The following is a 25162-nucleotide window of genomic DNA, read 5'->3' on the forward strand; positions in this document are numbered from 1 at the left end:
ATATTGTGACAGAATGTCAGGAGTTAATCATTTCTGAATCTTATTTTAATTACATTTCTTGAAGAAATATTTTGTCCTCTGAATTTTGCAGGGATCCACTTGTCCTTCATTCTTTTAGTAATTGTATTTATATCTTTCACAAACTGTTCAGATGAAGGAGATTTGGGAAAAATATCAAAATCCGATGCTCTACCGTTTTCATTTACCGTAAAAGATAATTCAAAAACCCCCTCCGGTTTGTACAAATCTGCAAGATATTCCCCGATTAAATAAGCAAGTTCCTTTCTGAAAGCATCAGTCCCTCCTTCGTAGGATGCCTTTTCTGTCTGCTCTTTTGCATTGTAATCTTTTTTGTAATTATCTCCGACCAAATCATTAGGAAAAAACGGAAATTCATAAAGTGTACCATCCGAAAGCGTTACGTTTTTACTGGGAATCCAATCGTGAAGCTCTCCGAGTGTTTTTATCACATAATCATATGCACACGGAGATTTTTGCATAAACTCTTTTGTTCGCTTATCTTGTATAAGTCCCGGTTTTCCTGTGCGATCTATTCTTAGTTTGACATAAAAATACTCGTTTTTAGGACATTTCTGAAGATTTTTTCTTGTCATTACATCGTGGATGTCCTGATACATCTTTTCAGCACCCCCTTTGTAAGCTTCTTCACCTACGGAATAGTAAGCATTACTGATTTGCGCACAGACAGATGAAAAACACAATAAAATAATAAATGGAAATAATTTTCTAATCATGATCATAAGTATTCGTACTGAAATTCACCTTCATAACAAATTTTGAATCGACCGGAACGCCGTTCTTTTTTGCGGGAGTCCATTTTCCTTTTACTTTTTTCGCCGCATATTTCATGTCGTCGATAAACATTTCATTGTTTTTGAATTTCGGAAGAACATCGATCTGGCTGATTTTTCCTCTGGAATCAATATTAAACACAAAGGTAACTTTTCCCTGAATGGCATAAAGAGCCATATCGATATAGGCATGAACCATATTCATGAATTCTTTCTGAAAAGCCTGATCGCCTCCCGGAAATTCTGCTTTCTGATAACTTTCCGCTGTCTGCTGAACCTGAGTAGTATTTTCCTGAGAAAAGCCTTTACCGCCAATAAGCAATAAAGGTAAAATTAAAAGATATTTTTTCATGGTTATTAAAAGTTGTCTTATACATCTGTTGCTATGGAAGACAGATTCATTTTTATTTTGATCTGAGATGTTACAGGCTGTCCGTTGCAGCTTGCAGGAATCCAGTTTTTCTTAATTCTTCTTACCACATATTTCATATCATCAAAAAACACCTGACTGTTTGAAACTTTTGGAGTTCCTTCGATATTGGTTACTTTTCCGTTTTGGTCTACGGTAAGGGTAAATGTGAAATCACCGTTCAGAACATAAAAATCTGTATTCAGGTAATCGTACATATATTTTCTCAGCATTTCTTTGTAAGCCGGAATTCCGCCTTCAAAACTTGCCGCCTTAAAATCGTTACAATTTTTTACAGCAACCTGCAGCAAAGGTTCTTTTATATCTATTTTGAGAATATTTTTATTGTTCTCTGTCATAAAATTATCATCTCTTTCTTCTACATCATTAAACTGTGCTATTGCAAAGTTTGATGCGAAAAACGTAAGAAGTATTAGTATCGTTCTCATAGGATTTTTCATTAAAATTAAATTTACTTAAACAAAGATACTACTTAAACCAAATAGAGAAAAGTATTATCTCATGATGTGCATTACAAAAGATCTTTAATGTGTTTGTAATTGCTTTTCACAGTGTCGAGTGCTTCTTCCATTTTTCCTCCCAACATAAGCTGAGCCATGGATTTTGTCATTCCTAAAACCTGAGCGGCTTCAATTTTCGGCGGTAGAGCCAGTGCATTCGGATTGGTAAAAATATTTAAAAGATAAGGACCGTTATAATCCAGACATTCTTTAATGGCAGCTTCCACATCTTCAGGTTTATTTACATTTTTTCCGGGATATCCCATTGCTTGGGCAATCATTGCAAAATCCGGATTCACCATATCCGTTTCATTATCCGGCATTCCTCCTACTTCCATTTCCAGTTTTACCATTCCTAAAGACCGGTTATTGAATACGATAATTTTCACCGGAAGTTTATACTGAAAAATCGTTGCCATATCTCCGAGAAGCATGGATAAACCTCCGTCGCCGCATAGAGCAACAACCTGCCTTTCAGGATACGCTAAAGAGGCTCCAATTGCCATTGGCATTGCATTCGCCATCGAACCGTGATTAAAAGAACCGAGCATTTTCCGTTCTCCGGTTCCTGTGATGTATCTTGCGCCCCAAACACAGCACATTCCTGTATCTACGGTAAAAACGGCATCTTTCTTTGTTAGTTTATCCAAAGTATGGGTAACAAACTCCGGCTGAATGGCATTTTCGGTTCCCGGATCTTTCACATACGTAAGCTGATTTTCTTTAACCTTTTCATAAAATTCAAGCTGCTGATTAAGGAAATTGCTGTCCGTTTTTTCTTTTAATAATGGTAAAAGTGCTTTGATGGTTTCTTTTATATCGCCCGTTAATCCCAGTTCCAGTTTAGCTCTTCTTCCCAAACGTTCGGGTGCTTCGTCGATCTGAACAATTTTGTTTTTTACAGGCATAAATTTCTCGTAAGGAAAATCTGTCCCCAGAAGAATCAGAAGATCGGCTTCGTGCATGGCATGATAAGCAGAAGGAAGTCCTAACAGTCCGGTTAAACCGACTTCATTGGGATTATTCGGCTGAATAGACATTTTTCCGCGGAAAGAATATCCCACCGGAGCTTTTAAATATTTTGAAAGCTCAACCACTTCAGCATTGGCATTTTCCGCACCGATTCCGCAATAGATCGTTACTTTTTTACTTTCGTTGATTAAATCTGCGAGTTTTTTTAATTCTTCATCTGAAGGACGAATAACAGGATTTGTTCTGAAAATTTTATCGGAAGTCACCGCTTCTTCTGCATCCAATTCCGAAACATCTCCCGGAAGACCGATTACGGCAACGCCTTTTTTGGAAATTGCATGCTGAATTGCCGTCTGCACCGTTCTCTGAACCTGTTCCGGTCTTGTAATCATTTGGTTGTAATGACTGCAATCGTCGAATAACTTAATGGTATTGGTTTCCTGAAAATAATCCATCCCCATTTCTTCACTTGGAATCGTGGAAGCAATAACCAACATCGGAACATGAGAACGGTGCGCTTCATAAACCCCATTGATTAAATGAACGTGTCCCGGTCCGCAGCTTCCCGCGCAAACCGCAAAACCATCCAGTTCCGCTTCCGCAGCTGCTGCATAAGCTCCAGCTTCTTCGTGCCTTACGTGAATCCATTCGATGCTGCTTTTTTTTACGGCTATATTTAAATGGTTTAAACTGTCGCCTGTAACGGCATAAATTCTTTTCACATTGGCGTTTTCGAGCATTTCTACAATTTGCTCTGCAATATTTTTAGCCATATTTTGATATTTTAGTGTTGATGTTTAAGAAAAATTTTTGGTATGGATTGATAATGTAGAGATGTAAAGATTATGCCAAGAGCGTAAAATAAATATTAAAAAACAATAAAAAAAGCTCCGCAAAAAATGCAGAGCTTTCTTATATCTTCGAGCCGGATTATTTTGTATTCTGATTTGCAAAAGAGTCTCTTCCCTGAAACGCTAATCTTCCGTCTGAAGGTTTCAAATCTCTTCCGAAACTTAATACTACGGAAACATTTTTAGGTTGATTTACTGCAAAATGCTTTTTCATTCTTCCTAAATCTCTTTTTACTTCTCTTTCAAATCCTTTATCATAAAGCTCAGGCAAAAGTTTAACGTCGGTAATATCTCCGTTTTCATTTACTTTAAAATTCAACGTAAAATCACCATTTGCCTGAAATGCATTTGCTGTATATCTCAAATTATTGGTGAGGTCATATTCAAATTTTTCCTGTCCGCCATTGTAAACATTTTCTACCTGATTTTTAACCGAAGAAACATTTACATACGTCTGGGAAAATGAAAAGGCAAAAACCGTTACTGCCAAAACTGAAAATATTTTTTTCATAAATTATTACTATTTTGTTTTATAAAGTTAAGGCCTTTTTTAAGAATCTACAATACCTCGATCTGATTTTTCAAAAGATCTTCGAATTCATCTCTTTTTCTGATGAGATGTGCTTTTCCGTCTAAAAACAGAACTTCGGCAGGTTTTAATCTTGAATTAAAGTTGGAACTCATCTCAAAACCATAGGCTCCTGCATTGTGGAATGCGAGAATATCGCCTTCTCTTACTTCATTCAGTTTTCTGTCCCATGCAAAAGTATCTGTTTCGCAGATGTTTCCTACCACGGTATAAATTCTTTCGGCGCCTTTCGGGTTCGATAAATTTTCGATCACATGATACGAATCGTAGAACATCGGACGGATCAGATGATTGAACCCTGAATTCACCCCGACAAAAACCGTTGCTGTCGTCTGTTTAATCACATTGGCTTTCACCAGTAAATATCCGCTTTTCCCCACAAGGAATTTACCCGGTTCAAACCATAATTCGAATTTTTTTCCTGTCGATTTTGAAAATTCGGAGATTACTTTCTCCACTTTTTTTCCTAAGGTTTTCACATCGGTTTCTTCTTCCGTTTCCTGATAAGGAATTTTAAATCCGCTTCCCATATCCAGATATTTCAGATTCGGGAAATGTTCGGATAATTCAAGCATGATCTCCAAAGCCTGCAGGAAAACATCCGGATCTTTGATCTCGCTTCCGGTGTGCATGTGAAGACCTTCCACATTAAGGTTAGTAGATTTCATCACTCTTTCGATATGACGAACCTGATGAATGGAAATCCCGAATTTACTGTCGATATGTCCTGTAGAAATTTTATAGTTTCCGCCGGCAAAAATATGCGGGTTGATTCTTACTAAAATCGGGTAAGAGTTTCCGTATTTGTTCCCGAACTGCTCCAGAATAGAAATATTATCGATATTAATGTGCACCCCGAAAGTCATCGCTTCTTCAATTTCGGAGAGATCCACACAATTGGGTGTAAAAAGTATTTTTTCCTTTGGAAAACCGGCTTTCAATCCTAGTTTTACTTCATTGATGGATACACAATCTAATGAAGCTCCCAGATTTTTCACATACTTCAGGATGTTGATATTGGTAAGCGCTTTCGCTGCGTAGAAAAACTTTGTGTGTTTTAGGAAAGAAGAGGTAAGTTTCTCGTATTGTGTTTTAATGGATTCGGCATCATAAACGTACACCGGGGTGCCAAACTCATTGGCAATCTTTAATAATTCTTTTGAATTCATAATTTCTTTTTAGCATAAAAAAGGCAGATTCTTCGAAAAAAGAGTCTGCCATTAACATTATTTTTTATGCAATACAACTCTTTTATACATTCCAAACCTTAGAGAACTTTACAGTTCCCTTTTTACCGGTTTTATGTTGTTTAAAATTTAGCATTGCTTTCTTTAATTTTTTACAAAAATACTAATTCTTTTTTACTTTTAAAAAACTGATTTTAAAATGATTCCTTTCAGATTCAGCCGTGTTCTATTATTTTGGCAATGGCAGGGTTTCAAAATCTCCTCTCAGCAAAGCCAGCTGAAGCTCATTAACGAGGTCTGCAGATTGGGAAAGCAGATCGATCTTTAATTTATTAAGCTTGCTTAAGGTCTGAATCTGCGTAAAAAGTTCATAAAAACCGTAAGAAACCACTTTTCCGTTTTCGATAATCAAAAACAGTTTTTCACCAAGTTTTCTGCCTTGTCCTAACCAAAGTTCATTTCGTTTTCTGAATTCGATTTTCTTTTTAAAAACCTCTATATCATTATATTCTTCGAACTTTCCGATGAACTGTACCGCTTTCGAGCCTTGTGTAAAAGACCTGAATTTTAAAATCGGTTTTTCCAGTTTATTCAGCTTGTTTTTTTCCACGACGTATTTTCCGTTTCTGCAATACAGACCGAATGGAAGGATTTCTCTTTTTTTAATTCCTTTAGAATTCAGAATTAATTTGGCAATAATATCCGTTCCGGTAAGTTCGTAATTGATCTGTTCAACATCTTTCTGAATGGTTTCCCACTTTTTAGATTTGGAATTGAAAACTTTTTTTGAAAATTTATTAATGTCCTGAACATGATCGGAAAAAATGATCTTTCCCGCTTCATTCTGAAAATATACAAAGCCTTTTTCATTCGGAAGATCCTGCGTTAATTCCTTGATTTTGTTGATGTAAGTCTTGGAATTGGTTTCATCATGCTGTTTCTGAATAATTTCGTTTTCTGTGTCTTTTGAAATCAGAAGCTTAAATAATTCCAGCGTTGCTCTTGCATCTCCTTCCGCTCTGTGATGATTGGTTAAAGGTATTCCCAAAGATTTTACCAGTTTACCGAGAGAATAGCTTACCTCATCCGGAATCAATTTTTTAGCTAAAGGAATTGTATCTAAAGTATTGATTTTAAATTCATAACCCAGCCTCTGAAAAGATTGACGAAGCATTCTGTAATCAAAATCGATGTTGTGACCTACCAAAGTTGTATTTGCCGTAATTTCAACAATTCTACGCGCAATTTCATGGAATTTCGGTGCAGTTTTAACCATTTTCGGAGTAATGTTGGTTAATTTCTGCACAAAAGGGGTAATATCACTTTCTGGGTTTACCAATGAGATAAACTGATCTACAATTTTCTGACCATCGTATCGGTAAACAGCAATATCGATAATGCATTCTTTCCTGTAACCTGCACCATTACTTTCTATGTCTATTATTGAATACATTTAAATTTTTTACAACTTCTTTTTAGATTAACGATTCATTTCCTTTACATCTGGAAACATAACTTATGCCAATAAATGAATAGGAATAAGGCAATTCTGCTAAAATAATAAAAATATTTATCTTCGTCTTCCTCCCAGACCAAGCATTCCCAAGATTGCTTTTGCGCCTTCGCGCATCAGTGTGCTGGTAAACGTTCTTCCCGCCCTGCTTTGTAAAACCTGCTCGAAAATTCCGGGTTCTTCTTTTACCGGTTTTGTTTTCTGGTTAGAAGTCTGCGACGCTTCCTGTGCAGCCTGTTCCATTCTACCCACCAAAATTTCATATGCAGATTCGTTATCCACTACTTTATCATATTTGGCAACCAAAGCTGATCTTTTTGTTAAATCTGAAATTTCCGCGTCATTCAGAACATCCATTCTTGATTCCGGTGAAATTAAATAGGTATGAACCAGCGGTGTTGGAATTCCTTTTTCATCCAGAGCGGTAACGAAAGCTTCACCGATTCCCAGATTCTGGATCAGCGTTGGAGCATCATAAAATTCCGTGGTCGGATAATTTTCTACTGCTTTGGAGATTTCCTTTTTATCTTTAGCGGTAAACCCTCGTAATGCGTGCTGAATTTTTAAACCCAACTGAGAAAGCACCGATTCCGGAACATCACCCGGAATTTGCGTGATAAAATAGATTCCGACTCCTTTTGAACGGATCAGTTTTACCATGGTTTCAATTTGTGAGACCAAAGCTTTTGAAGATTCATCAAAAATTAAATGTGCTTCATCGATAAACAAAACCAGCTTCGGTTTTCCGCTGTCACCTTCCTCCGGAAAGGTCATGTAGATTTCCGCAAAGAGCGAAAGCATAAATGTTGAAAACAACTGTGGCTTGCTTTGAATGTCTGCAACTCTCAGAATGTTTACCACTCCTTTTCCGTCTCTTGTTTCCAGTAAATCGTGAACATCAAAACTCAGTTCTCCAAAGAAGCTGGAAGCTCCCTGCTGTTCCAATGCAACGATGGATCTTAAAATCGCGCCCAGAGATGCAGAAGCTATCGAACCGTAATTGGAAGAAAGTTCAGCTTTTCCCTGTGGATTTTCTGTGACGTACTGAAGCACTTTTTTCAGGTCATTCAGATCAATTAGCGGAAGACCTTTATCATCACAATATTTAAAGACAATCGACATGATGCTTTGCTGAGTATCATTCAACTGTAAGATTTTGCTTAATAAAACCGGACCGAATTCTGTAACAGTGGCTCTTAATTTAACGCCTCTTTCGCCGGAAATGGTCATTAATTCTACAGGAAAAGCCTGTGGATTGTACGGAAGCTGCGTTTTAGCATATCTTTCCTGAATGGCAGGATTTTCAGTTCCCGCTTCTGCGATCCCCGAAAAGTCTCCTTTAATATCCAAAACCAGAGACGGAATCCCCTGATGCGAAAGCTGTTCTGCGAAAACCTGTAATGTTTTTGTTTTTCCGGTTCCTGTTGCTCCGGCAATTAATCCGTGGCGGTTAATGGTTTTTAACGGAATGGTAACATTAACTTCAGGAACGACTTCGCCATCCAGCATTCCTTTTCCCAATATAATATGATCTCCTTTGGGAGTGTATCTCGCATTTAATTCTTCAATGAATTGTGTTTTGTCTGCCATTTGCTCTTTTTTAACCTATAAATATAAAGTTTTTTGTAAAATATTCTTCAGTATGACTAATAATATCATCATGATCTTTTATCAATAATTTATAAATACTTTTGTCTGAGTTTAATTCTTAAAAAAAGCCATGATAAAATACATACAACTGCTTTTATTTTTTAGCATCACAATTGTTTTCTCACAGAAAAGACAACAGCCTTTAGAATTGAAAGTAAAAGGAGATTACAAACACGAAGCAACCCAGACTCTGTTTCCTGAACTGTGGTCCGGATTTCAACGCGAAGGTGTTACTTCTTATGATGCAGCCGAAACCAATGTCGGAGTGAGTTATATTCAGAAAACTTCAAAAAAAAATAAAACTGTTCTCACAATTTATATTTATCCCAAGAAATATATTGACAACCAGCTTCTGAGAGATGAATTTTACAATTACGATTATGCCTTAAACCAGAACTCCAATGATCATGTAGAAATAAAGCCTTTATTCGGAACTATTTCCAATGAAAATTTAAAAGTGGGATTTGTGTATGCTTTATTTAACAATGCAATGGGACAACAGGATTTTTTCAACGGTGTAAAATACGTTAATAAAAATTCTCTTCTTTCTATTTATGAATGCGGCGGCTGGACTTTCAAAACAAGGGTTTCCAGTGATGATATGACAAAAGATCAATTGAAAGATCTTAAAGGCAAAGTTGAAAATTACTTTGGGATCCTTAATTTGGCTTCTATAAAAACTCTTCCCATTCATAAAGTTCCCGATATTATCTTATCGTCTTCAGTAAAAAGAGATTCTATGATGACGAAAGCAATAACTGAAGCGGCACAGGCTAAAATTGTATGGTTATCTAAAAATCTTGAGAAAAAAGAAATCTTAACAGGATTTCATGATATGAAAATAGACTCAGAAATCTATTCTGTCGAAAAAATGCTTGAATTTTACAAAGCTCATGAGAACGACTGGAAGATTAATCCAGATACAAAAAAATATTTTGAAGAAATGACAAGAATTGCTGAAAACGGCAAACTGAAAGACCATATCTACGAAAAATATCACGGTGTGATCGATTATCAGGAAGGAGAAGCCAGAAAAGCAGATTATATTCAGTTTAAAATTGATAAAAATATCTCTGAAGATACCAATGAGATTTTCTACAAAATTTTTTACAGATTGCAGTAATATAGAGACTTTATAGATTTATTCTATCAGTATCCATTTTTTATTTTGATGGTATTTAAAAAAATAAACACGATTTTTGTATTTCAAATATAAAACATTAAAACGGTTACAATCACATAATGAAAGTCGAACAAATATACACGGGATGTCTGGCTCAGGGTGCGTACTACATCGTATCTGAAAATGAAGCAGTAATTATCGATCCTTTAAGGGAAGTAAAGCCTTATCTGGATCGTCTGGAAAAAGACAATGTAACTTTAAAATATATTTTTGAAACACATTTTCATGCAGATTTTGTCTCGGGACATCTGGATTTAAGTAAGAAAACAGGTGCTCCTATTGTTTACGGACCTACCGCTCAGCCTGAGTTTGAAGCTATTATTGCAGAAGACGATCAGATTTTTGAAATAGGAAAAATAAAAATAAAAGTTCTTCATACACCCGGTCATACGATGGAAAGCACGACTTATCTTCTGATTGACGAAAACGGAGTTGAAACAGCCATCTTCACAGGAGATACTTTATTTTTAGGAGACGTGGGAAGACCGGATCTTGCCCAGAAAGCAGGAAGTATTACTCAGGAAGATCTTGCAGGAATTTTGTACGACAGTCTTCAGACAAAGATTATGCCTCTGGATGACAGCATTACAGTTTATCCGGCTCATGGAGCGGGTTCTGCCTGTGGAAAAAATATGCAGAAAGAGACGGTTGATATTCTGGGAAATCAGAAAAAAACAAATTATGCTTTGAATCAGCCTGATAAAGAATCTTTTATCCGCGAAGTTCTGGACGGTTTAACGGCTCCACCGAAATATTTCGGGATGAATGTTGCCATGAACAAAGGCGGTTATGAAAGCCTTGATGCCGTAATGGATAAAGGTTTAACTGCAGTTTCTGTTGAAGATTTTGAAGCTTTTGCGGAAGAAACAGGCGCGTTAATTTTAGATACCAGAAGTCCAGGCGAGTTTTATAAAGGATTTGTGCCGAATTCTGTAAATATCGGATTAAAAGGAGATTTTGCACCATGGGTAGGAACGCTTATCGTTGATGTAAAGCATCCTTTGCTTCTTATTGTAGACAAAGGCATGGAAGAAGAAGCCATTACAAGACTTAGCCGCGTTGGATTCGACAATGTTCTGGGCTATCTTAAAGGAGGTTTTGAAGCATGGAAAAACAGCGGAAAAGAAACAGATGAGGTAAAAAGAATTTCTTCTGCAGAATTTGCAGAACTTTATAATGAAAACTCAAAAGTAATTGATGTTCGTAAGATCTCGGAATATTCTGCCGAACATATTGATAATGCTTACAACAAACCTTTGGACGTAATCAGCGACTGGGTTCACACGATTGATGATTCTGAGCATTTTTTCCTTCATTGTGCAGGAGGCTACAGAAGCATGATTGCAGCAAGCATCCTTAACTCAAACGGAATCAGAAACTTTACTGAAATAGAAGGAGGTTTCGGCGCAATTAAGAAAACGGAAAAATTCCCGACTTCAGATTTTGTATGTCAGTCGAAAACAATATAATACCTCTTTTTTGAAATTATCATTGTAGTAAATATAAAGTCATGACACTTTAGTTTATTGACTGAAAAGCATTTAACAGCACAAAGTTTTCGGTAACCTCCGTTTTTTTTAAGTGATTTTAGATAGTAAGCTTTTCGGATTATTAAACTAAAGTGTTTCTTTTTTAATAAAAACCACCAACTATGTCTCAAGCATTTCAGGAAATTATCGATTCGGAAAGACCTGTTCTTATCGACTTTTTTGCAACGTGGTGTCAACCCTGCAAAGTACAGTCGTCTGTTTTAAATACCGTAAAAGAAAATATAGGAACTTCGGCAAGAATCATTAAGGTAGATGTGGATCAGTATCCTGCTCTTGCCAATCAGTATGGCGTTCGTGGTGTTCCGACATTAGCTATTTTCAAACAGGGAGAGATGCTGTGGAAAGAAAGCGGCGTGCATGATGTAAATACATTGACTCAGCTTCTAAAGCAGTATACATAAAAATAAAGATTAAGGCTAAGATTGAAAAAATTTTAGCTTTAATTTTGATATATTTTCTTTAAAATTCAATTGAAAATGAATCGCGGTCATTTAAAAACTGAAAATGGCTTCTGAAATCTTTCAGTTCTTCTAAATTTAATTCTGCTGTTACAAGATTTCCGCTCTTTTGTGAAATTTCTTTTCCGTCTGCAAAAAAACAGTGTGAACTTTCCTGATAAAACAGGTTATTTCCATCGGTCCCGATTCTGTTTAATCCAAAAACGAAGGACAGATTTTCAATAGCTCTCGCTTTTAACAGATGTTCCCATGCTCCTACTCTTTTTTCGGGCCAGTTTGCCACATACAAAATCGCATCGTAATCATCATTATTTCTTGCAAAAACAGGAAAACGAAGATCATAACAAACCTGCAAAAGGATTCTGAAACCTAAATAATTTACAATCACCCTTTCTTTTCCGGGAGTGTACACTTTATCTTCTCCTGAAAACGAAAACAAATGTCTTTTATCATAAAATTCAACCTGAGAATCGGGCTGCACAAAATACAATCTGTTGTAGAATTTTCCGTTTTCCTCAACCGGAGCGCTTCCGCAGAATGCAGCGTTTTTTTCCTTCGCCATTTTTTTTAAAAACTCCATCGATTCCAGATTTCTGTCGGAAACTTCGGAAGCATCCATACAAAACCCCGTTGAAAACATTTCAGGCAAAAGAAAGAGATCTGCCTCCTGATTCTGCAACTCTTTTTCAATAATGTTAAAGTTTTCTGCTTTGTTTTTCCAGATAATATCTAAATTCAATCCTGTAATCTTCATAAACTTTGTTAAAAAACTTCCCTAAAAATACGATTTTTCAATGATTTCGGTTTTATTTTTGTTGCGAATATTTAATCGATAAAAATTAGTAAAAAGTAAAATTTATGAAGAAGTTATTTTTTATGTTTGTTCTCATCCTTACGGGAACATTTGCCAATGCTCAGGCGTGGACAGGAAAAGGAGATCAGAAAATCAATGCCGGACTCAGCGCATGGGGCTACGGAACAGGAATTACCGGAACTTATGATTATGGATTGAATAAACTAATTTCCGTAGGAGCCGGATTGAACATTTATTTTGATAATTATAAAAATAATGATGATAAAAACCGTGCTTTTGTATTCGGAAGAATCAATTTTCATCTGAAAGACGCTTTACAGCTTCCTGAAAAACTCGATATTTATCCCGGAGCAGATGTAGGAGTTGTAGGAAACAGTTTTGGGTTAGGAGCCCACATTGGAGCGAGGTACTTTTTTACTGAAAGAATCGGCGTTTTCGCAGAAGTCGGCAACAATGGCAGTCTCGGAGTTTCGATTAATTTATAATAAATCATCCCATTATATGACAAAGCTTCTCGTTTCGGGGAGCTTTTTTATTTGGCATAGTTTTGATAATTGTTACCTTTGCAAATTAAACATAAAAAGCATTAATGGAAATAGCAATCAAACTGTTTCAATTTATATTGAGCATTTCTATCCTGGTTATCCTACACGAACTTGGGCATTTCTTACCCGCCAAATACTTTAAAACCAAAGTTGAAAAATTCTATCTGTTCTTCGATCCATGGTTTTCTTTAGCCAAGAAGAAAATTGGCGAAACGGAATACGGAATCGGATGGCTTCCTTTCGGAGGATATGTAAAAATTGCCGGAATGGTGGATGAAAGCATGGATACCGAACAGTTGAAACAGCCTGCACAACCATGGGAATTCCGCGCAAAACCGGCTTGGCAAAGGCTGATTATCATGTTGGGCGGTGTTACGGTGAACTTTTTCTTGGCTTGGTTAATTTACTCGTGTCTTTCACTTTTTAACGGTGAAACATACACAGATCTTACCAAATTCAACAACGGAATCGGAGTTACGGAAGCCGGAAAAAAAATGGGATTCCAGAATGGTGATAAGATCATTAATATCGACGGAAAACCTGTTGAAAGACTGGAAAATGCTTCCATCAATATTCTTTTAGGAGATAATGTAACGGTACTTAGAAACGGAAAAGAAGTAACTTTTCCTGTTAATAAAGATGGCGTTGCAGAAGTTTTAAAACAAAGAGAGGCTAAACTTTATATTACGCCGAGATTTCCAATGATTATCGATTCTCTGGCAACTCCTGTTTCTCAGGCTTCAGGGCTTAAAAAAGGAGACCAAATTGTTGCGATTAACGGAAAACAAACACCTTATTTTGATGAAGTAAGTTCTTCTTTATCTGAAAATAAAGGAAAAACGGTAAACATAGAAGTTGTAAGAAACGGAAAACCTGAAACAATTGCTGCATCTGTTGACAAAAACGGAAAATTGGGTGTTGGTGTAGATCAGAAAGCATTAGCAAACTTCATTACAGATAAAAAATATTCTTTCGGGGAATCTATTCCCAGAGGTTTTGAAAGATCTATTGAGTCTTTAACGATGCAGGTGAAACAGTTTAAAATTATGTTTAACTCTAAAATTCAGGGATACAAAAATGTAGGAGGACCGATTGCTATTGTAAAAAACATGCCGGTAGATAAAAATGCAAACGGAGAAATTTCCATCAATTGGGCTGCATTTTGGGGCTTTACTGCGATGTTCTCGGTTTGGCTGGCATTCCTAAACCTTATTCCTATTCCAGGACTGGATGGAGGACACGTTATTTTCACTCTTTATGAGATGATTGTGGGTAAACCTGTTCCTCAGAAAGTTTTAGAAAATGCACAGACGATTGGTGTTATCTTCCTGTTAGGCTTGATGTTAGTAATCTTTGGAAGCGACATCTTCAAGATCTTCGCGGGGAAATTATAATATTTTTACAAAATTTTAAAAAAATATTTGCAGGGTACAAATATTCGTCCTATATTTGCACCACTTAAAACAAAGGACATTCCTCCTTAGCTCAGTTGGTTAGAGCATCTGACTGTTAATCAGAGGGTCGCTGGTTCGAGCCCAGCAGGAGGAGCCAAAAAGACTTACAGAAATGTAGGTCTTTTTTATTTCTGCGATTTTGCATCACATCAACTCAAAAATAATTTCTTAAAAATCATCATATTTTAACAAAACAATAACTATAACACCGTCAAAACGATGATGTTATTTTTATTACATTTGCAGTTTTGTATTTAAACCATTAAAAGTTTAAATAATATTTATTTTTTTATAATAAAAGTGCATACTTTTTGTTATGCAAATAGCTTGAAGAAACAACAAATGTTAATTAACAATTCCAAATATTATTCCCTCTTTTTATTTCTATTTTTTGCAGATCTCGTATACTCACAAAATTTGGCAAACGGCAGAATTGTAGACGCAAAGACCAATAAGGAGGTCTCAGGAGTAGATATTTTCATTAATGAAAATCAAAAACCATCTCTTACAACCACTTCCGGAAAATTTACCGTACAGTCAGACAGCCTGATTTATAAACTCAGATTTTTAAGAAAAAATTATTCTTTAGAAAGTGTTGATGTAACTCCACAGAATGCCAGCAATATTTTTGTGAAACTGGCTCAGGAAAAAGTCGGGAGTATACAGGAAGTTGTTATTCATAACGAAAAACCGAAATATAAAAACAAAAAGGAAAATCCCGCTTACGCGATCATGCAGAAAGTCTGGGAACGGAAGAGAAACAACGGTTTAGATAAATTCGACACCTATACCTATAAAGAATACGAAAAAATTCAGTTTGATGCCAATAATCTGGACAGTGCATTCATGAAGAGAAAAATCTTCAATAAACTTGAATTCATTTTTGATTATAAAGATTCCACGGCAAGCGGAAAAATTGGCCTTCCTATTTTCCTCAATGAAGCCGTTTACGAAAATTACGGAGAAAACAGACCTTCCAAACGTACAAAAAGGCTTCTCACGGCACAAAAAACATCAGGTTTTCAGGATAACCAGATCATTACTCTGATGGCTAAAAACCTTTACCGCGACATCAATATTTATGATAATACTTTAAATTATTTCGACATCGGATTCCCAAGTCCTGCCGGAGAAACAAGCTTCAGTACATATGATTATAATCTGGTAGATACTATTTCAGTACGCGGAGAAAATGCTTTCAAAATCCGCTATCAGCCGAAAAGGACAGAAGTTTTAGCATTTCAGGGATATCTTTATATTGATACAGACAGTTATGCAGTTTTGGGTGCAACCTTAAAATCCACGCAAAAAATTAATGTAAATTTTATTAACGGAATTTCTACAGAACTGGAATATGACAATCCCGACGAAAATACTTTTTTGCCGAGGAAATTTGTTACAGAAATTGAAATGACTCCTTTTTCAAAAAAGAAAACTTCAAAAAGCATTATTGCCAAAAGATCCGTAGATTATTCGGAATACCAGTTTAATAAACCGCTTGAAGACAAAATCTTTAAAAGAAAGGAAGAGGAATACAATGATAAATTTGTAGAAAAAGATGATGCGTATTGGGTAAAAGCAAGACCTGATTCCCTGTCAAAAAGCGAGCAGGGCATTTATGATATGCTTGATAAGCTTGAGCAGACTCCAAAATTTAACCGTATTGTAAAACTTTACGAAACGCTGGGTTCCGGATATTATAACATTACAAAAGGTATTGATTTAGGTCCTATTTTTTCTGTGTATGGAAAAAATCAGGTAGAAGGCGACAGGATACGAATTGGAGCAAGAACCTATTTCACACGGAACGATCCCTGGAGAGTTCAGTTTTACACCGCTTATGGATTCAAAGACCAACAGGTGAAATATGGTGTTGAAGGAAGATTTATGTTTAACAGAGTAAACCGTTTTACGGTAGGAGCAGGAACAAGAAGAGATATTCTACAGCTTGGCGTTCGGCTGACCAATGATGACGGAATTATGGCAAGAACGTTTGCTTCTTCAACGATTTTTGCAAGAGGAGAAAACGCTTCACTAAGCTCGATAAACCAGACAAATGTATTTACTTCTATTGAACCCTGGAAAAATTTTCAGATCAGACTAGACGGAACCATGCAAAGCATTAAATCGGCAAATCCCGAAGGATTTAATCTCATGTATTACAAAAACGGAGATTTGAGAAAAACAACCAATGATTCGCATTTTACATTAAGCTTAATCGCAAGACCGGGAGCAAAATTTTCCCAGACCGGAATCGACAGACACGAACACGGAACTCTTGCCCCCACTATTGTCTTGAAATACACAAAAGGTGTTGAAGGTTTATTCGGGTCGGATTTTAATTATAACAAATTGCAGTTCCTGTTTTATAAGCCTTTTCTGATCGGAAGCTGGGGAAAAACAGTAGTCAGCTTTGAGGCTGGAAAGAATTTCAATACCGTTCCCTTGGCTTTACAGAACGTAATTCCGGGAAACCAGTCATATAGTCTCGCTCAGAATACATTTGCACAGCTTAATTACTATGAATTTGTGGCTGATACGTATACTACGCTTCATTTAGAGCATCATTTCAACGGGAAAATCCTTTCTTATATTCCTTTGATCAAAAAATTAAAATTAAGAGAGATTGCCTTCATCAGAGGAGCTTACGGAACATTAAGCGACGCTTCTAAAGCGATTAATGTGGAAGGATTCAAATATTCTGCCCCAAGTGAGCATATTTATTATGAATACGGTTTCGGGATCGAAAATATTGGTTTCGGAAACCTTCGAATTTTCAGAGTAGATTTCAACTGGCGCGGAAATTACCTCAACAGACCGGATATTTCAACTTTCGGAATTAAAGCAGGTTTTCAGGTCGGCTTTTAAAATACAAAACTCCTTCAGCGCGAAGGAGTTTTTTTTTATTTCTTAAGATTCTTCACCATAACCTTTGCAGCTATTGCAATGCGCTACAATGTACACAATTTTACATGGCGGTTTCTGCCCTTCCGGAAGTCTACAATACACATCGCAAGGTAAGCATCCCTGATCCGGAGATGCTCCTCCCATTACATTTTTAAGATCCTGTCTTTGGATTTTTTTTAAATTTTTCATAGTTATAGATTTTTATAAAGTTGGTAAAACAGCCTCAAAAAAGAGGCTTGAATTCTTTAGTTTAGCAATCACAAGGAGTATCAATTACCGCATTCAGACAATGTGCTTTTTGCCATGCCGTCCAAGTACACCATTCAGAACACCAACTGGCTAAGGCAGGACATTTTTCTCCTCCAGCAATTGTTTTAAGCTGTCTTTTTGTTAATTTTTTTAGATTTTTCATATTAGTTTGGTTTAATTTGTTGCCTACTCTGTCTGCTTTTCGGCTTACGCAATATATTCGTTATTTGATAGTTACCAAATATATAAATATTTCCCGTTAAATTGAATAAATATAAAAACTTTAACTTTTCCTCACATCAAAATACAAAAAAGCCTCAGCAAAATTGCCAAGGCTTTTAATTTTTATAAAACGCTTATATATTATGCGTTTGCTTCTACAGATACGAAAGATCTGTTATTTGCTTTCTTTCTGAAAACTACTTTTCCGTCAACTAATGCGAACAAAGTGTGATCTTTACCGATACCCACGTTTGCACCTGGGTGGTGTTGAGTACCTCTTTGTCTAACAATGATGTTACCTGCAATAGCATCTTGACCACCGAAAATCTTTACACCTAATCTTTTAGAGTGAGATTCTCTACCGTTTTTGGAACTACCAACTCCTTTCTTGTGTGCCATTTTATTTTAAGGTTTTTTGGTTTAAAAAATTATTCTGCGCCTTCAGTTGCTTCAGCGTCAGCTTTTTTAGTTGTCTTTTTAGCAGGTTTTTCTGCTTTTTTAGCTCCTTCAAATCCTGTAATACCAGTAATCTGAATTTGAGTTAATGATTGTCTGTGACCATTTTTCACTTTGTAACCTTTTCTTCTTTTCTTTTTGAAAACGATTACTTTATCAGCTTTTACATGATCCAGGATCTCTGCCTCTACAGTGATTCCGCTTACAGCTGGGGCGCCTACCGTGATTGCTCCGTTTACAGTAAGAAGTACTTTATCAAAAGATACTTTTCCTCCTTTATCTCCTTTTAAACGGTTTACAAACAACTTCTGGTCTTGCTCAACTTTGTATTGAAGCCCTGCTATTTCTACAATTGCAAACATTGTTTATAAATTTTTAGTTATTTCGAGGTGCAAATATAAGAAATATTTTCTAATCTCTTCAAATTCAATTCAATCTTTTTTAAAATAAAATTTTACTATGTTTTGAATATTTTTTCACAATAAAGTGATATGAAATTCCTTTTTATTTTTTATCTTCGTTTTCACCAAAATATTTGTATATATGAAAAGAAAAATCCAATTCCCGATTCTTTTGGGAGCCATTGCTGCACTTTCTCTGTCAGCATGTAACGACGACACCATGGAAACACCTGTACAACAGGAGCAAAAGGCAGAAAGCTTAAAGCCGGAACAACCGAATGGTCTGGAGAAAGTCTGCTATTATGTTGATAACAACTGGAGTTCTTCATCTGTACTGCTTACTTCATTACAGAATTCTACAGACACCAATTTTATGAATTCTCAGATGACAAAAATTGCAAGCATGTGGGGAAGGAGCAATCCTACATTGAGATTTGTGAATGATCCTTCGAATTTTAATTCTACCTACAATGCAATTTCCTATTCTACAGGAAAAATCTATTACGGCTACGCTATTTATTACGATGCAAAAGCAAAAGGCGGAGACATTGTAAACGCGATGATTCTTGCTCATGAGTACGGACATCAGCTTCAGTACATTTTTGGACTGCCTACAGTAACAGAATCTACGGCAAGACCAAACGAACTGGAAGCAGATGGCTTTGCAGGATATTATCTGAGAAGACCAAACGGATACAACCAGACAAGCTTTACGCAGATTGCAGCCGCTTACGAATTTGCACAAAGCATTGGCGATTACCAGACTACAAGTCCGGGTCACCACGGAACTCCCGCACAGAGAAGATCTGCTGTTCGTCTAGGATTTTTACTGGGTCAGTACAGCCTTACTGCTGCAGATTTCGATTATAACTTCTTCTATTATTATCAGGGAGTATTGAACGGAACTTACAAAATGGCAAAAAATACGCAATATCCTGAACTTGATGCTTATATGCAGCAGTATCTTGAGGAGCTTAAACAAATTCAGACCGGAGAAATCTCTGCCGAAGAATTTAAAAACCTGAAATAGATTATCATTTTTTGGAAATATCTTTCTCGAAGAGACAGGGACACGATTCCTGTCTCTTTTTATTTGTCTGCATATTCTTAAAGTTTATTACTTTTGAAACATCATATCAAAAAAAATGAACAGAGACCTCTATATTGATTTCGCAAAAGGACTGGCTACCATTTCCATCATTTTCATCCATACCGCTTTCTGGTCGGGGCAATTTTATATCCAGCCTGAAGTGAGGGTTTTCTCTTTGGTATTTGATGTTGCATTGTTTTACGCATTAAGCGGAATAACATCCGGTTCCAATATCGAAAAAACATTATACAGGCTGCTGAAATTGCAGATCACATATATGATTTTTGTAACTCTTCTGTTCTTTCTGGATTATTTCTTCAAAGTTTTCGGATTAACATTTTTTTCTCTGGAATGGCTGCAGAATTTTTATTCGACCTTCGGATCAAAGTATGCTACCACAAGTATTTCTACCACTCCGCAATGGGAAAATTTAGGCAACTGGTATCTTCACCAATACATCAATGTAGATACTTTCCCTGTGGTAATGGGGAGCTTTTGGTATTTAAAAGTATATTATATTTTAACCGTTTTTGGTGTTTTAATATTAAAATTCTTTCCGAAACATGTTAACTGGTTCATTGGGCTTTGTGCAGGATTGACCTTATTATTTAATATTTTTCCGGAAATTTATCCTTCCGGACAGGTAGGATATGTTGCTTTTTACCTGACTGTTTTTCTGATTGGAAATAGAATGAAAGGTAAAAAAATTCCGGACAGGATGGTTCCTGTATTATACGGATTTGTTGCGATTGCGTTAGCAGGACTCTTCGGATTTTACGGACCGGAAATATTTTACAAAATCAATAAAAATAAATTTCCGCCTCAGATTCCTTATATTATCTGGACGCTGTTTTCTCTGGTAACCCTTTTTGTTTTTTATAACAGGTTTAAGATCACAAAAGAAAATGTTGTGACCTACATTGGGAAAAATGCGATATTTTTTTATTTTGCACAGGGAATAAGCTCTTCACTCGTTTACTTTTTAGTCGTTCCCATGAAAGAAAATATGCCTTGGTGGATTTTAATGATTTTAATTTACGGAATCAATATTATTTTGGCATTCATCATTTCAGCCGGCTTGAAAAAAGTTGATGAATGGGGTTGGAAAGTTTTAGAGCTTTTAAGAAGCAAAACTGCATCTCATTAATCCCTTTCTCTTCCTCCTCTTGCAATAAGTGCGATGATTACAATTAAAACAACAGCTCCGATAATAATGTAAGTAGGATTTGCATACCATTCTGTCGTTGTAGTTGTAGTTTGTTCTGTTGTTACGGTTCCGCCTCCCGTTTTAGTTTCCTGTGCGAAGCTGAACGCTGACATAAAAAGAACAAAAATTGCTGAAAGTAAAGCCTCTGCTTTAGATTTTAAAGTTGTAATAGTTTCCATTGTTTATATTTTAATTTGGTTTTTTATTGAAAACAAATTAAATACCAAGATTTTTAAATTATTAAGAAAAATATTTTTTCAACGTTCTGAATCTTTAAATAAACTTTAATCGTATTGCAAATTATTTTAATTTTACAGAAAATTTTAAAACATGTTTAAGTTGAAACTTCCTACCGATCCAAGGTGGGCAAATATTGCAGAAGGAAACATTGAAGAAATTTTAACGGATCATGCGTGGTGCGAGCAAAAAGCAGCTACCAATGCCATCGGATTAATCACAATGCTTCCTGAATATCCGGAAATCGTGACGGAACTTCTTGCCATCGCACAGGAAGAACTGGAGCATTTTCATCAGGTTCATGAAATTATAAAAAAAAGAGGCTATACTTTCGGACGTACCCGAAAAGACGATTATGTGAATGAACTGGTGAATTTTATCCAGAAAGGCGGGAACAGAGACGATCTTATTGTAGATAAAATGCTTTTCGCAGCTATGATTGAAGCCAGAAGCTGTGAAAGATTTAAAGTTCTGACTGAAAATATCAAAGATGAGGAGCTTAAAACCTTCTACAGAGAACTGATGATTTCAGAAGCCAACCATTACACCACCTTCATCGGGTTTGCAAGACAGCTTGGAGACGAAGAAAAAGTAAATAAACGATGGGAAGAATGGCTGGAATATGAAGCAAAAGTTATACAGTCTTACGGAAAAGGCGAAACCATCCACGGATAAATAGTATTGAGATTGAAAAAACTGACGTTTGAAAATATTGCCAATTTTTTCCTGAAAAATTTCTTTCAGGGACTAGTGATTATCGGTCCCATCGGACTGACAATTTTTGTCATCTGGTATATTGTAACGTCTATTGATAACATTATTCCTTCCGTTGCAAAGGAAATTCCCGGTCTTGTTTTTATCTCGACCATTTTATTTACCGCACTTTTAGGTTTTTTGGGAAATAAATTCGTGGTCGGAAGATTCTTTTTCGATTCCATGGATCGTCTTCTTGAAAAAACACCCGGTGTAAAACATATCTACACCCCCACAAAAGACGTAATGTCCTCCTTCGTAGGAGACAAAAAAAAATTCAACGATCCGGTCTGGGTAAAGACCAACGAAAATCCTGAAATATGGAGAATCGGGTTTTTAACGCAAAAAGAAATGGCAGATGTCGAAAAACACAATTACGTAGCGGTATACCTTCCCCACTCTTATGCCATTTCGGGCTGGGTAATCGTTACGGAAGAAAAAAACATCAAACCTGTTGTAGGGATGACGGCTGCTTCTGCAATGAAATTTGCGGTAAGCGGCGGTGTTGCGGGGTTCCATTCCGATGATAATATTTTCAAGGCACCGGAATAGTCTTTCTTTTTATTCTGAAATAATATCACAGAAGATATTATCTATTTCACATTTCCTTCAAAGGGCTGAATTTTAGCAGTAAGGAAACATTCTTTTCATATCATTAACGGATAATCCTGTTTTCACAAATAAAAAATTTACGCAGATTATTCTGTTTTAATGAAAATTTTACAAATTAAAAAAACAAAACTAACAACAATAAAAAGATGGGCAAAGTTGCAATCATAGGAGCCGGTGTATCCGGACTGAGTATGGCAAATTATTTGGAAAAAAATAATATCGACTATCATCTCTACGAAAGAAGAACCCCAAACGATCTGAAAGGACATGGATTTATCATTCCCAAAGAGGGAATTGAGCATCTTTCAGCTATTATTGATATTAACGATCTTTACGCCAGAGGAAGTTTTCTGAAAAAATACATCCATTACAACCAAAGCGGCGAAATTCTTTCCGAAAAGGATCTGGATGATGTTTTTGTCGTTTCCAGAAGTACTTTGATTGAAATTCTTGCGAAGAGAATTCCATCAGATAAAATTTCTTACAATTCAACTGTGGCACTGAATGGATTTTCGGAGGGAAAAGCACAAATTACGCTGGACGAAAATAATACTTTAGAAGCAGACGTTGTCGTTGCCTCAGACGGATCAAGAAGCCGTATCAGAAGAACCATTTTTCAGGACGAAATCATGAGAGCCGTTCTGGAAAATGAAGTGGTAAATATCATCGAAAATGAAGAACTCGCAAGCCGAATTGAAAGCAATTTCCTGAAATTTCATCATGAAAACGGCGGACTTACTTTTGGTGTTTTAAAACTTTCTTCTACAAAAATTCTTTGGTACTGTCAGTTTGATATTACCAAACATTTCATCAACGAAGATTATAGTCCGGACTGCATTAAACAGTTTATGCTGGATAATTTTGGCGGCTGGAATACTCTTGTTTCATCCATTATTGAAGGTTCAAGTTATGAAAACGCCCATATCTGGAGAGTGTATGAACTTGAAAAATTAAATCCTTTTTACCATCAGAATGTCGTTTTCATCGGCGATGCTGCACATCCGCTGATTCCTTTTACAAGTCAGGGTGTTACTTCTGCATTGAAAGATTCTTTCACATTAACAAATCTTTTAGCTGAAGGAAATGACCTTCAGGAAACGTTCAGAAAATACGAAGAAGACCGAAAGCCTGAAATCGAAACCCACATCAAAAACGGAAGAGCTTTACTGGAGCAATTCCTTTTACCTCTGAACGAACAGCCTAAAAATACCTTACCAATTTCATATAAATAAAATGTTCACAAACAACGATATCAATTTTGAAGCGCTGAAAAGAAAAGCCTACAACGGAAGATGGGCAACTCTGGAAGAAGGTATTATCCCTTTAACTGCAGCAGATCCGGACTTCAGAATGTCTAAAGAAATAGAAAACGGAATCATAGAATATATTAAGGACGGCTATTTGAGTTATGGCCCATTCTCCGGACTTCCTGAGTTCAAAAAAAGTGTTGCAGAGCATTTTAATACAGGAAAAAAAGGCAGCTTTACTCCGGAAAATGTTTTGGCTGTAAACAGTGCCGCAATGGGAATGTATATGGTTGCCAAATATGTGCTGAATCCGGGAGACGAAGCGATTATTTTCGATCCGGTGGATTTCCTTTTCAAAAAAACAGTGGATTCGGTTGGCGGAAATATTAAATTATGCGCGGTAGATTCCAAAACTGGAGATATCGACTTTGAAATGCTGGTTTCTTTAATTTCTCCGAAAACAAAACTGATCAGCATCTGTAATCCCCACAACCCTGTAGGAAGAGTATATTCCAAAGAAATTTTACAGAAAATTGCAGACATTGCGGCTGCTCATGATCTTTGGGTAATGAGCGATGAAATCTGGAGCGATATTGTGTACGACAAAAAAGAATTCAACACCTACTCTTCTGTCTCTGAGAATGCTAAAAAGAAAAGTTTTACTGTTTTCGGATTTTCAAAATCGTTTGGAATTGCAGGATTGAGAATTGGTGCGGTTTTATGCAATGATCAGGAATTGCTGGATGATTTTACAGAAAAATCCATGTTTAATTCAACCATCGAAGGTGTTTCTACACTGTCGCAGATTGCGGCAAGTGTTGCGATAGATAAAGCAAAACCATGGTTTAATGATTTTCTTGCGCATTTACAGAACAACAGAGATTTAGCTTACAATATGCTTAGCAATTCGGGTATTTTAATTCCTAATCATCCTGAAGCAACATTTGTTATTTTCCCTAAGATTAACAATGGCATGTCCAGCGACGAATTTGCACAACATGTTTTAAAAGAAGGAAAAGTAGCGATTGTTCCCGGCTCGGAACGATGGTTCGGAAAAGGCGCTGAAGGACACGTCAGAATCTGTTTTTCAACTTCGCAGGAAATTCTCTCCGAAGGATTGAACAGAATAATCAACAGTTTTTAAAAAAATATGAAAGCGGATTCAATAAATTTGAATCCGTTTTTTATTAAAAAAAATATTCAGAAATTCATTTTTTCTTAAAATTATACCGATTCTATTTTTCTACATAATCACTGTTTTTATTTAATTTAA

At 36.2% G+C, this 25162-nt stretch carries 26 protein-coding genes and 1 tRNA gene; 13 read left to right on the forward strand and 14 right to left on the reverse strand.

The window, feature by feature from the left end:
- Positions 1–23: 23 nt before the first annotated feature.
- The 8 genes from AC52CF_RS20425 to AC52CF_RS20460 all read right to left on the reverse strand — a co-directional run bounded on the left by AC52CF_RS20425 (position 24) and on the right by AC52CF_RS20460 (position 8444).
- The gene (locus AC52CF_RS20425; protein WP_375181524.1) at positions 24–755 is read right to left on the reverse strand and encodes an energy transducer TonB; all 732 of its coding nucleotides are present in this window, start codon (positions 753–755) and stop codon (positions 24–26) included.
- Positions 748–1164: an energy transducer TonB gene (locus AC52CF_RS20430; protein ID WP_087708496.1), complete on the reverse strand. Its 417-nt coding sequence runs from the start codon at positions 1162–1164 to the stop codon at positions 748–750. The genes AC52CF_RS20425 and AC52CF_RS20430 overlap by 8 nt, the downstream gene beginning before the upstream one ends.
- 17 nt (positions 1165–1181) lie before the next feature.
- Positions 1182–1670 (reverse strand): hypothetical protein, encoded by a 489-nt coding sequence (locus tag AC52CF_RS20435; RefSeq protein WP_496517611.1) that lies wholly within the window; start codon positions 1668–1670, stop codon positions 1182–1184.
- Positions 1671–1753: 83 nt separating this feature from the next.
- Positions 1754–3487: a thiamine pyrophosphate-dependent enzyme gene (locus AC52CF_RS20440; protein WP_496517612.1), complete on the reverse strand. Its 1734-nt coding sequence runs from the start codon at positions 3485–3487 to the stop codon at positions 1754–1756.
- Positions 3488–3644: 157 nt separating this feature from the next.
- Complete coding sequence (locus tag AC52CF_RS20445) at positions 3645–4076, reverse strand: hypothetical protein (protein ID WP_496517613.1); 432 nt, start codon at positions 4074–4076, stop codon at positions 3645–3647.
- Between the two features lie 47 nt (positions 4077–4123).
- Positions 4124–5323, reverse strand: a complete 1200-nt coding sequence (lysA, locus tag AC52CF_RS20450) for a diaminopimelate decarboxylase (protein ID WP_496517614.1) — start codon at positions 5321–5323, stop codon at positions 4124–4126.
- 247 nt (positions 5324–5570) lie between these two features.
- Positions 5571–6794 (reverse strand): 3'-5' exonuclease, encoded by a 1224-nt coding sequence (locus AC52CF_RS20455; RefSeq protein ID WP_087708492.1) that lies wholly within the window; start codon positions 6792–6794, stop codon positions 5571–5573.
- Positions 6795–6911: 117 nt separating this feature from the next.
- On the reverse strand, positions 6912–8444 hold the full coding sequence (locus AC52CF_RS20460) for a helicase HerA-like domain-containing protein (protein WP_308006047.1): 1533 nt from the start codon (positions 8442–8444) through the stop codon (positions 6912–6914).
- A 130-nt stretch (positions 8445–8574) separates the two neighbouring features.
- Here AC52CF_RS20460 and AC52CF_RS20465 point away from each other — a divergent pair, with 130 nt between their 5' ends.
- The 3 genes from AC52CF_RS20465 to AC52CF_RS20475 all read left to right on the forward strand — a co-directional run bounded on the left by AC52CF_RS20465 (position 8575) and on the right by AC52CF_RS20475 (position 11638).
- On the forward strand, positions 8575–9627 hold the full coding sequence (locus tag AC52CF_RS20465) for a hypothetical protein (protein WP_496517615.1): 1053 nt from the start codon (positions 8575–8577) through the stop codon (positions 9625–9627).
- A 119-nt stretch (positions 9628–9746) separates the two neighbouring features.
- Positions 9747–11156 carry an MBL fold metallo-hydrolase gene (locus tag AC52CF_RS20470; protein ID WP_214587989.1) on the forward strand — a complete coding sequence of 470 codons (1410 nt, stop codon included), beginning with the start codon at positions 9747–9749 and terminating at the stop codon, positions 11154–11156.
- Positions 11157–11338: 182 nt separating this feature from the next.
- Positions 11339–11638, forward strand: coding sequence for a thioredoxin family protein (locus AC52CF_RS20475; protein ID WP_214587988.1), 300 nt, complete (start codon positions 11339–11341; stop codon positions 11636–11638).
- Positions 11639–11696: 58 nt separating this feature from the next.
- On the opposite strand, the gene AC52CF_RS20480 is transcribed toward AC52CF_RS20475, so the two are convergent.
- Positions 11697–12449 carry a nitrilase family protein gene (locus AC52CF_RS20480; RefSeq protein WP_214587987.1) on the reverse strand — a complete coding sequence of 251 codons (753 nt, stop codon included), beginning with the start codon at positions 12447–12449 and terminating at the stop codon, positions 11697–11699.
- A gap of 104 nt (positions 12450–12553) precedes the next feature.
- Between AC52CF_RS20480 and AC52CF_RS20485 the strand changes: the two genes are divergently transcribed.
- The 4 genes from AC52CF_RS20485 (at position 12554) to AC52CF_RS20500 (ending at position 17376) form a co-directional block, all read left to right on the forward strand.
- Positions 12554–12994 carry a DUF6646 family protein gene (locus tag AC52CF_RS20485; RefSeq protein WP_214587986.1) on the forward strand — a complete coding sequence of 147 codons (441 nt, stop codon included), beginning with the start codon at positions 12554–12556 and terminating at the stop codon, positions 12992–12994.
- A 104-nt stretch (positions 12995–13098) separates the two neighbouring features.
- Complete coding sequence (rseP, locus tag AC52CF_RS20490) at positions 13099–14448, forward strand: RIP metalloprotease RseP (RefSeq protein ID WP_214587984.1); 1350 nt, start codon at positions 13099–13101, stop codon at positions 14446–14448.
- A gap of 80 nt (positions 14449–14528) precedes the next feature.
- Positions 14529–14605 (forward strand) — tRNA-Asn (locus tag AC52CF_RS20495).
- Between the two features lie 320 nt (positions 14606–14925).
- Entirely contained in the window at positions 14926–17376 is a 2451-nt protein-coding gene (locus tag AC52CF_RS20500; protein ID WP_250902072.1) for a DUF5686 family protein, read from the forward strand.
- 42 nt (positions 17377–17418) lie between these two features.
- Here AC52CF_RS20500 and AC52CF_RS20505 read toward each other — a convergent pair whose 3' ends face one another.
- From AC52CF_RS20505 to rplU, 4 genes are all read right to left on the reverse strand, one after another.
- Entirely contained in the window at positions 17419–17604 is a 186-nt protein-coding gene (locus AC52CF_RS20505) for a bacteriocin-like protein (RefSeq protein ID WP_375181518.1), read from the reverse strand.
- Between the two features lie 61 nt (positions 17605–17665).
- Positions 17666–17827 (reverse strand): bacteriocin-like protein, encoded by a 162-nt coding sequence (locus AC52CF_RS20510; protein ID WP_214587979.1) that lies wholly within the window; start codon positions 17825–17827, stop codon positions 17666–17668.
- A 200-nt stretch (positions 17828–18027) separates the two neighbouring features.
- The gene (gene rpmA, locus AC52CF_RS20515; RefSeq protein WP_047399085.1) at positions 18028–18285 is read right to left on the reverse strand and encodes a 50S ribosomal protein L27; all 258 of its coding nucleotides are present in this window, start codon (positions 18283–18285) and stop codon (positions 18028–18030) included.
- Positions 18286–18314: 29 nt separating this feature from the next.
- On the reverse strand, positions 18315–18704 hold the full coding sequence (rplU, locus tag AC52CF_RS20520; protein WP_185207426.1) for a 50S ribosomal protein L21: 390 nt from the start codon (positions 18702–18704) through the stop codon (positions 18315–18317).
- A gap of 181 nt (positions 18705–18885) precedes the next feature.
- Between rplU and AC52CF_RS20525 the strand changes: the two genes are divergently transcribed.
- On the forward strand, positions 18886–19773 hold the full coding sequence (locus AC52CF_RS20525) for a neutral zinc metallopeptidase (protein WP_214587978.1): 888 nt from the start codon (positions 18886–18888) through the stop codon (positions 19771–19773).
- A 115-nt stretch (positions 19774–19888) separates the two neighbouring features.
- Positions 19889–20980 (forward strand): acyltransferase family protein, encoded by a 1092-nt coding sequence (locus AC52CF_RS20530; protein ID WP_375182136.1) that lies wholly within the window; start codon positions 19889–19891, stop codon positions 20978–20980.
- On the opposite strand, the gene AC52CF_RS20535 is transcribed toward AC52CF_RS20530, so the two are convergent.
- Entirely contained in the window at positions 20977–21219 is a 243-nt protein-coding gene (locus AC52CF_RS20535) for a hypothetical protein (protein ID WP_375182135.1), read from the reverse strand. The two genes, AC52CF_RS20530 and AC52CF_RS20535, sit on opposite strands and share 4 nt — an antisense overlap.
- A 151-nt stretch (positions 21220–21370) precedes the next feature.
- Between AC52CF_RS20535 and AC52CF_RS20540 the strand changes: the two genes are divergently transcribed.
- The 4 genes from AC52CF_RS20540 to AC52CF_RS20555 all read left to right on the forward strand — a co-directional run bounded on the left by AC52CF_RS20540 (position 21371) and on the right by AC52CF_RS20555 (position 25033).
- Complete coding sequence (locus AC52CF_RS20540; RefSeq protein WP_375182134.1) at positions 21371–21952, forward strand: MiaE family protein; 582 nt, start codon at positions 21371–21373, stop codon at positions 21950–21952.
- Positions 21953–21964: 12 nt separating this feature from the next.
- On the forward strand, positions 21965–22582 hold the full coding sequence (locus AC52CF_RS20545; RefSeq protein ID WP_214587972.1) for a DUF502 domain-containing protein: 618 nt from the start codon (positions 21965–21967) through the stop codon (positions 22580–22582).
- A gap of 206 nt (positions 22583–22788) precedes the next feature.
- Entirely contained in the window at positions 22789–23874 is a 1086-nt protein-coding gene (locus AC52CF_RS20550) for an FAD-dependent oxidoreductase (protein WP_214587971.1), read from the forward strand.
- 1 nt (position 23875) lies between these two features.
- Entirely contained in the window at positions 23876–25033 is a 1158-nt protein-coding gene (locus AC52CF_RS20555; RefSeq protein ID WP_496517616.1) for a pyridoxal phosphate-dependent aminotransferase, read from the forward strand.
- Positions 25034–25162 lie beyond the last annotated feature (129 nt).

This window comes from Chryseobacterium sp. 2P, assembly GCF_059579425.1.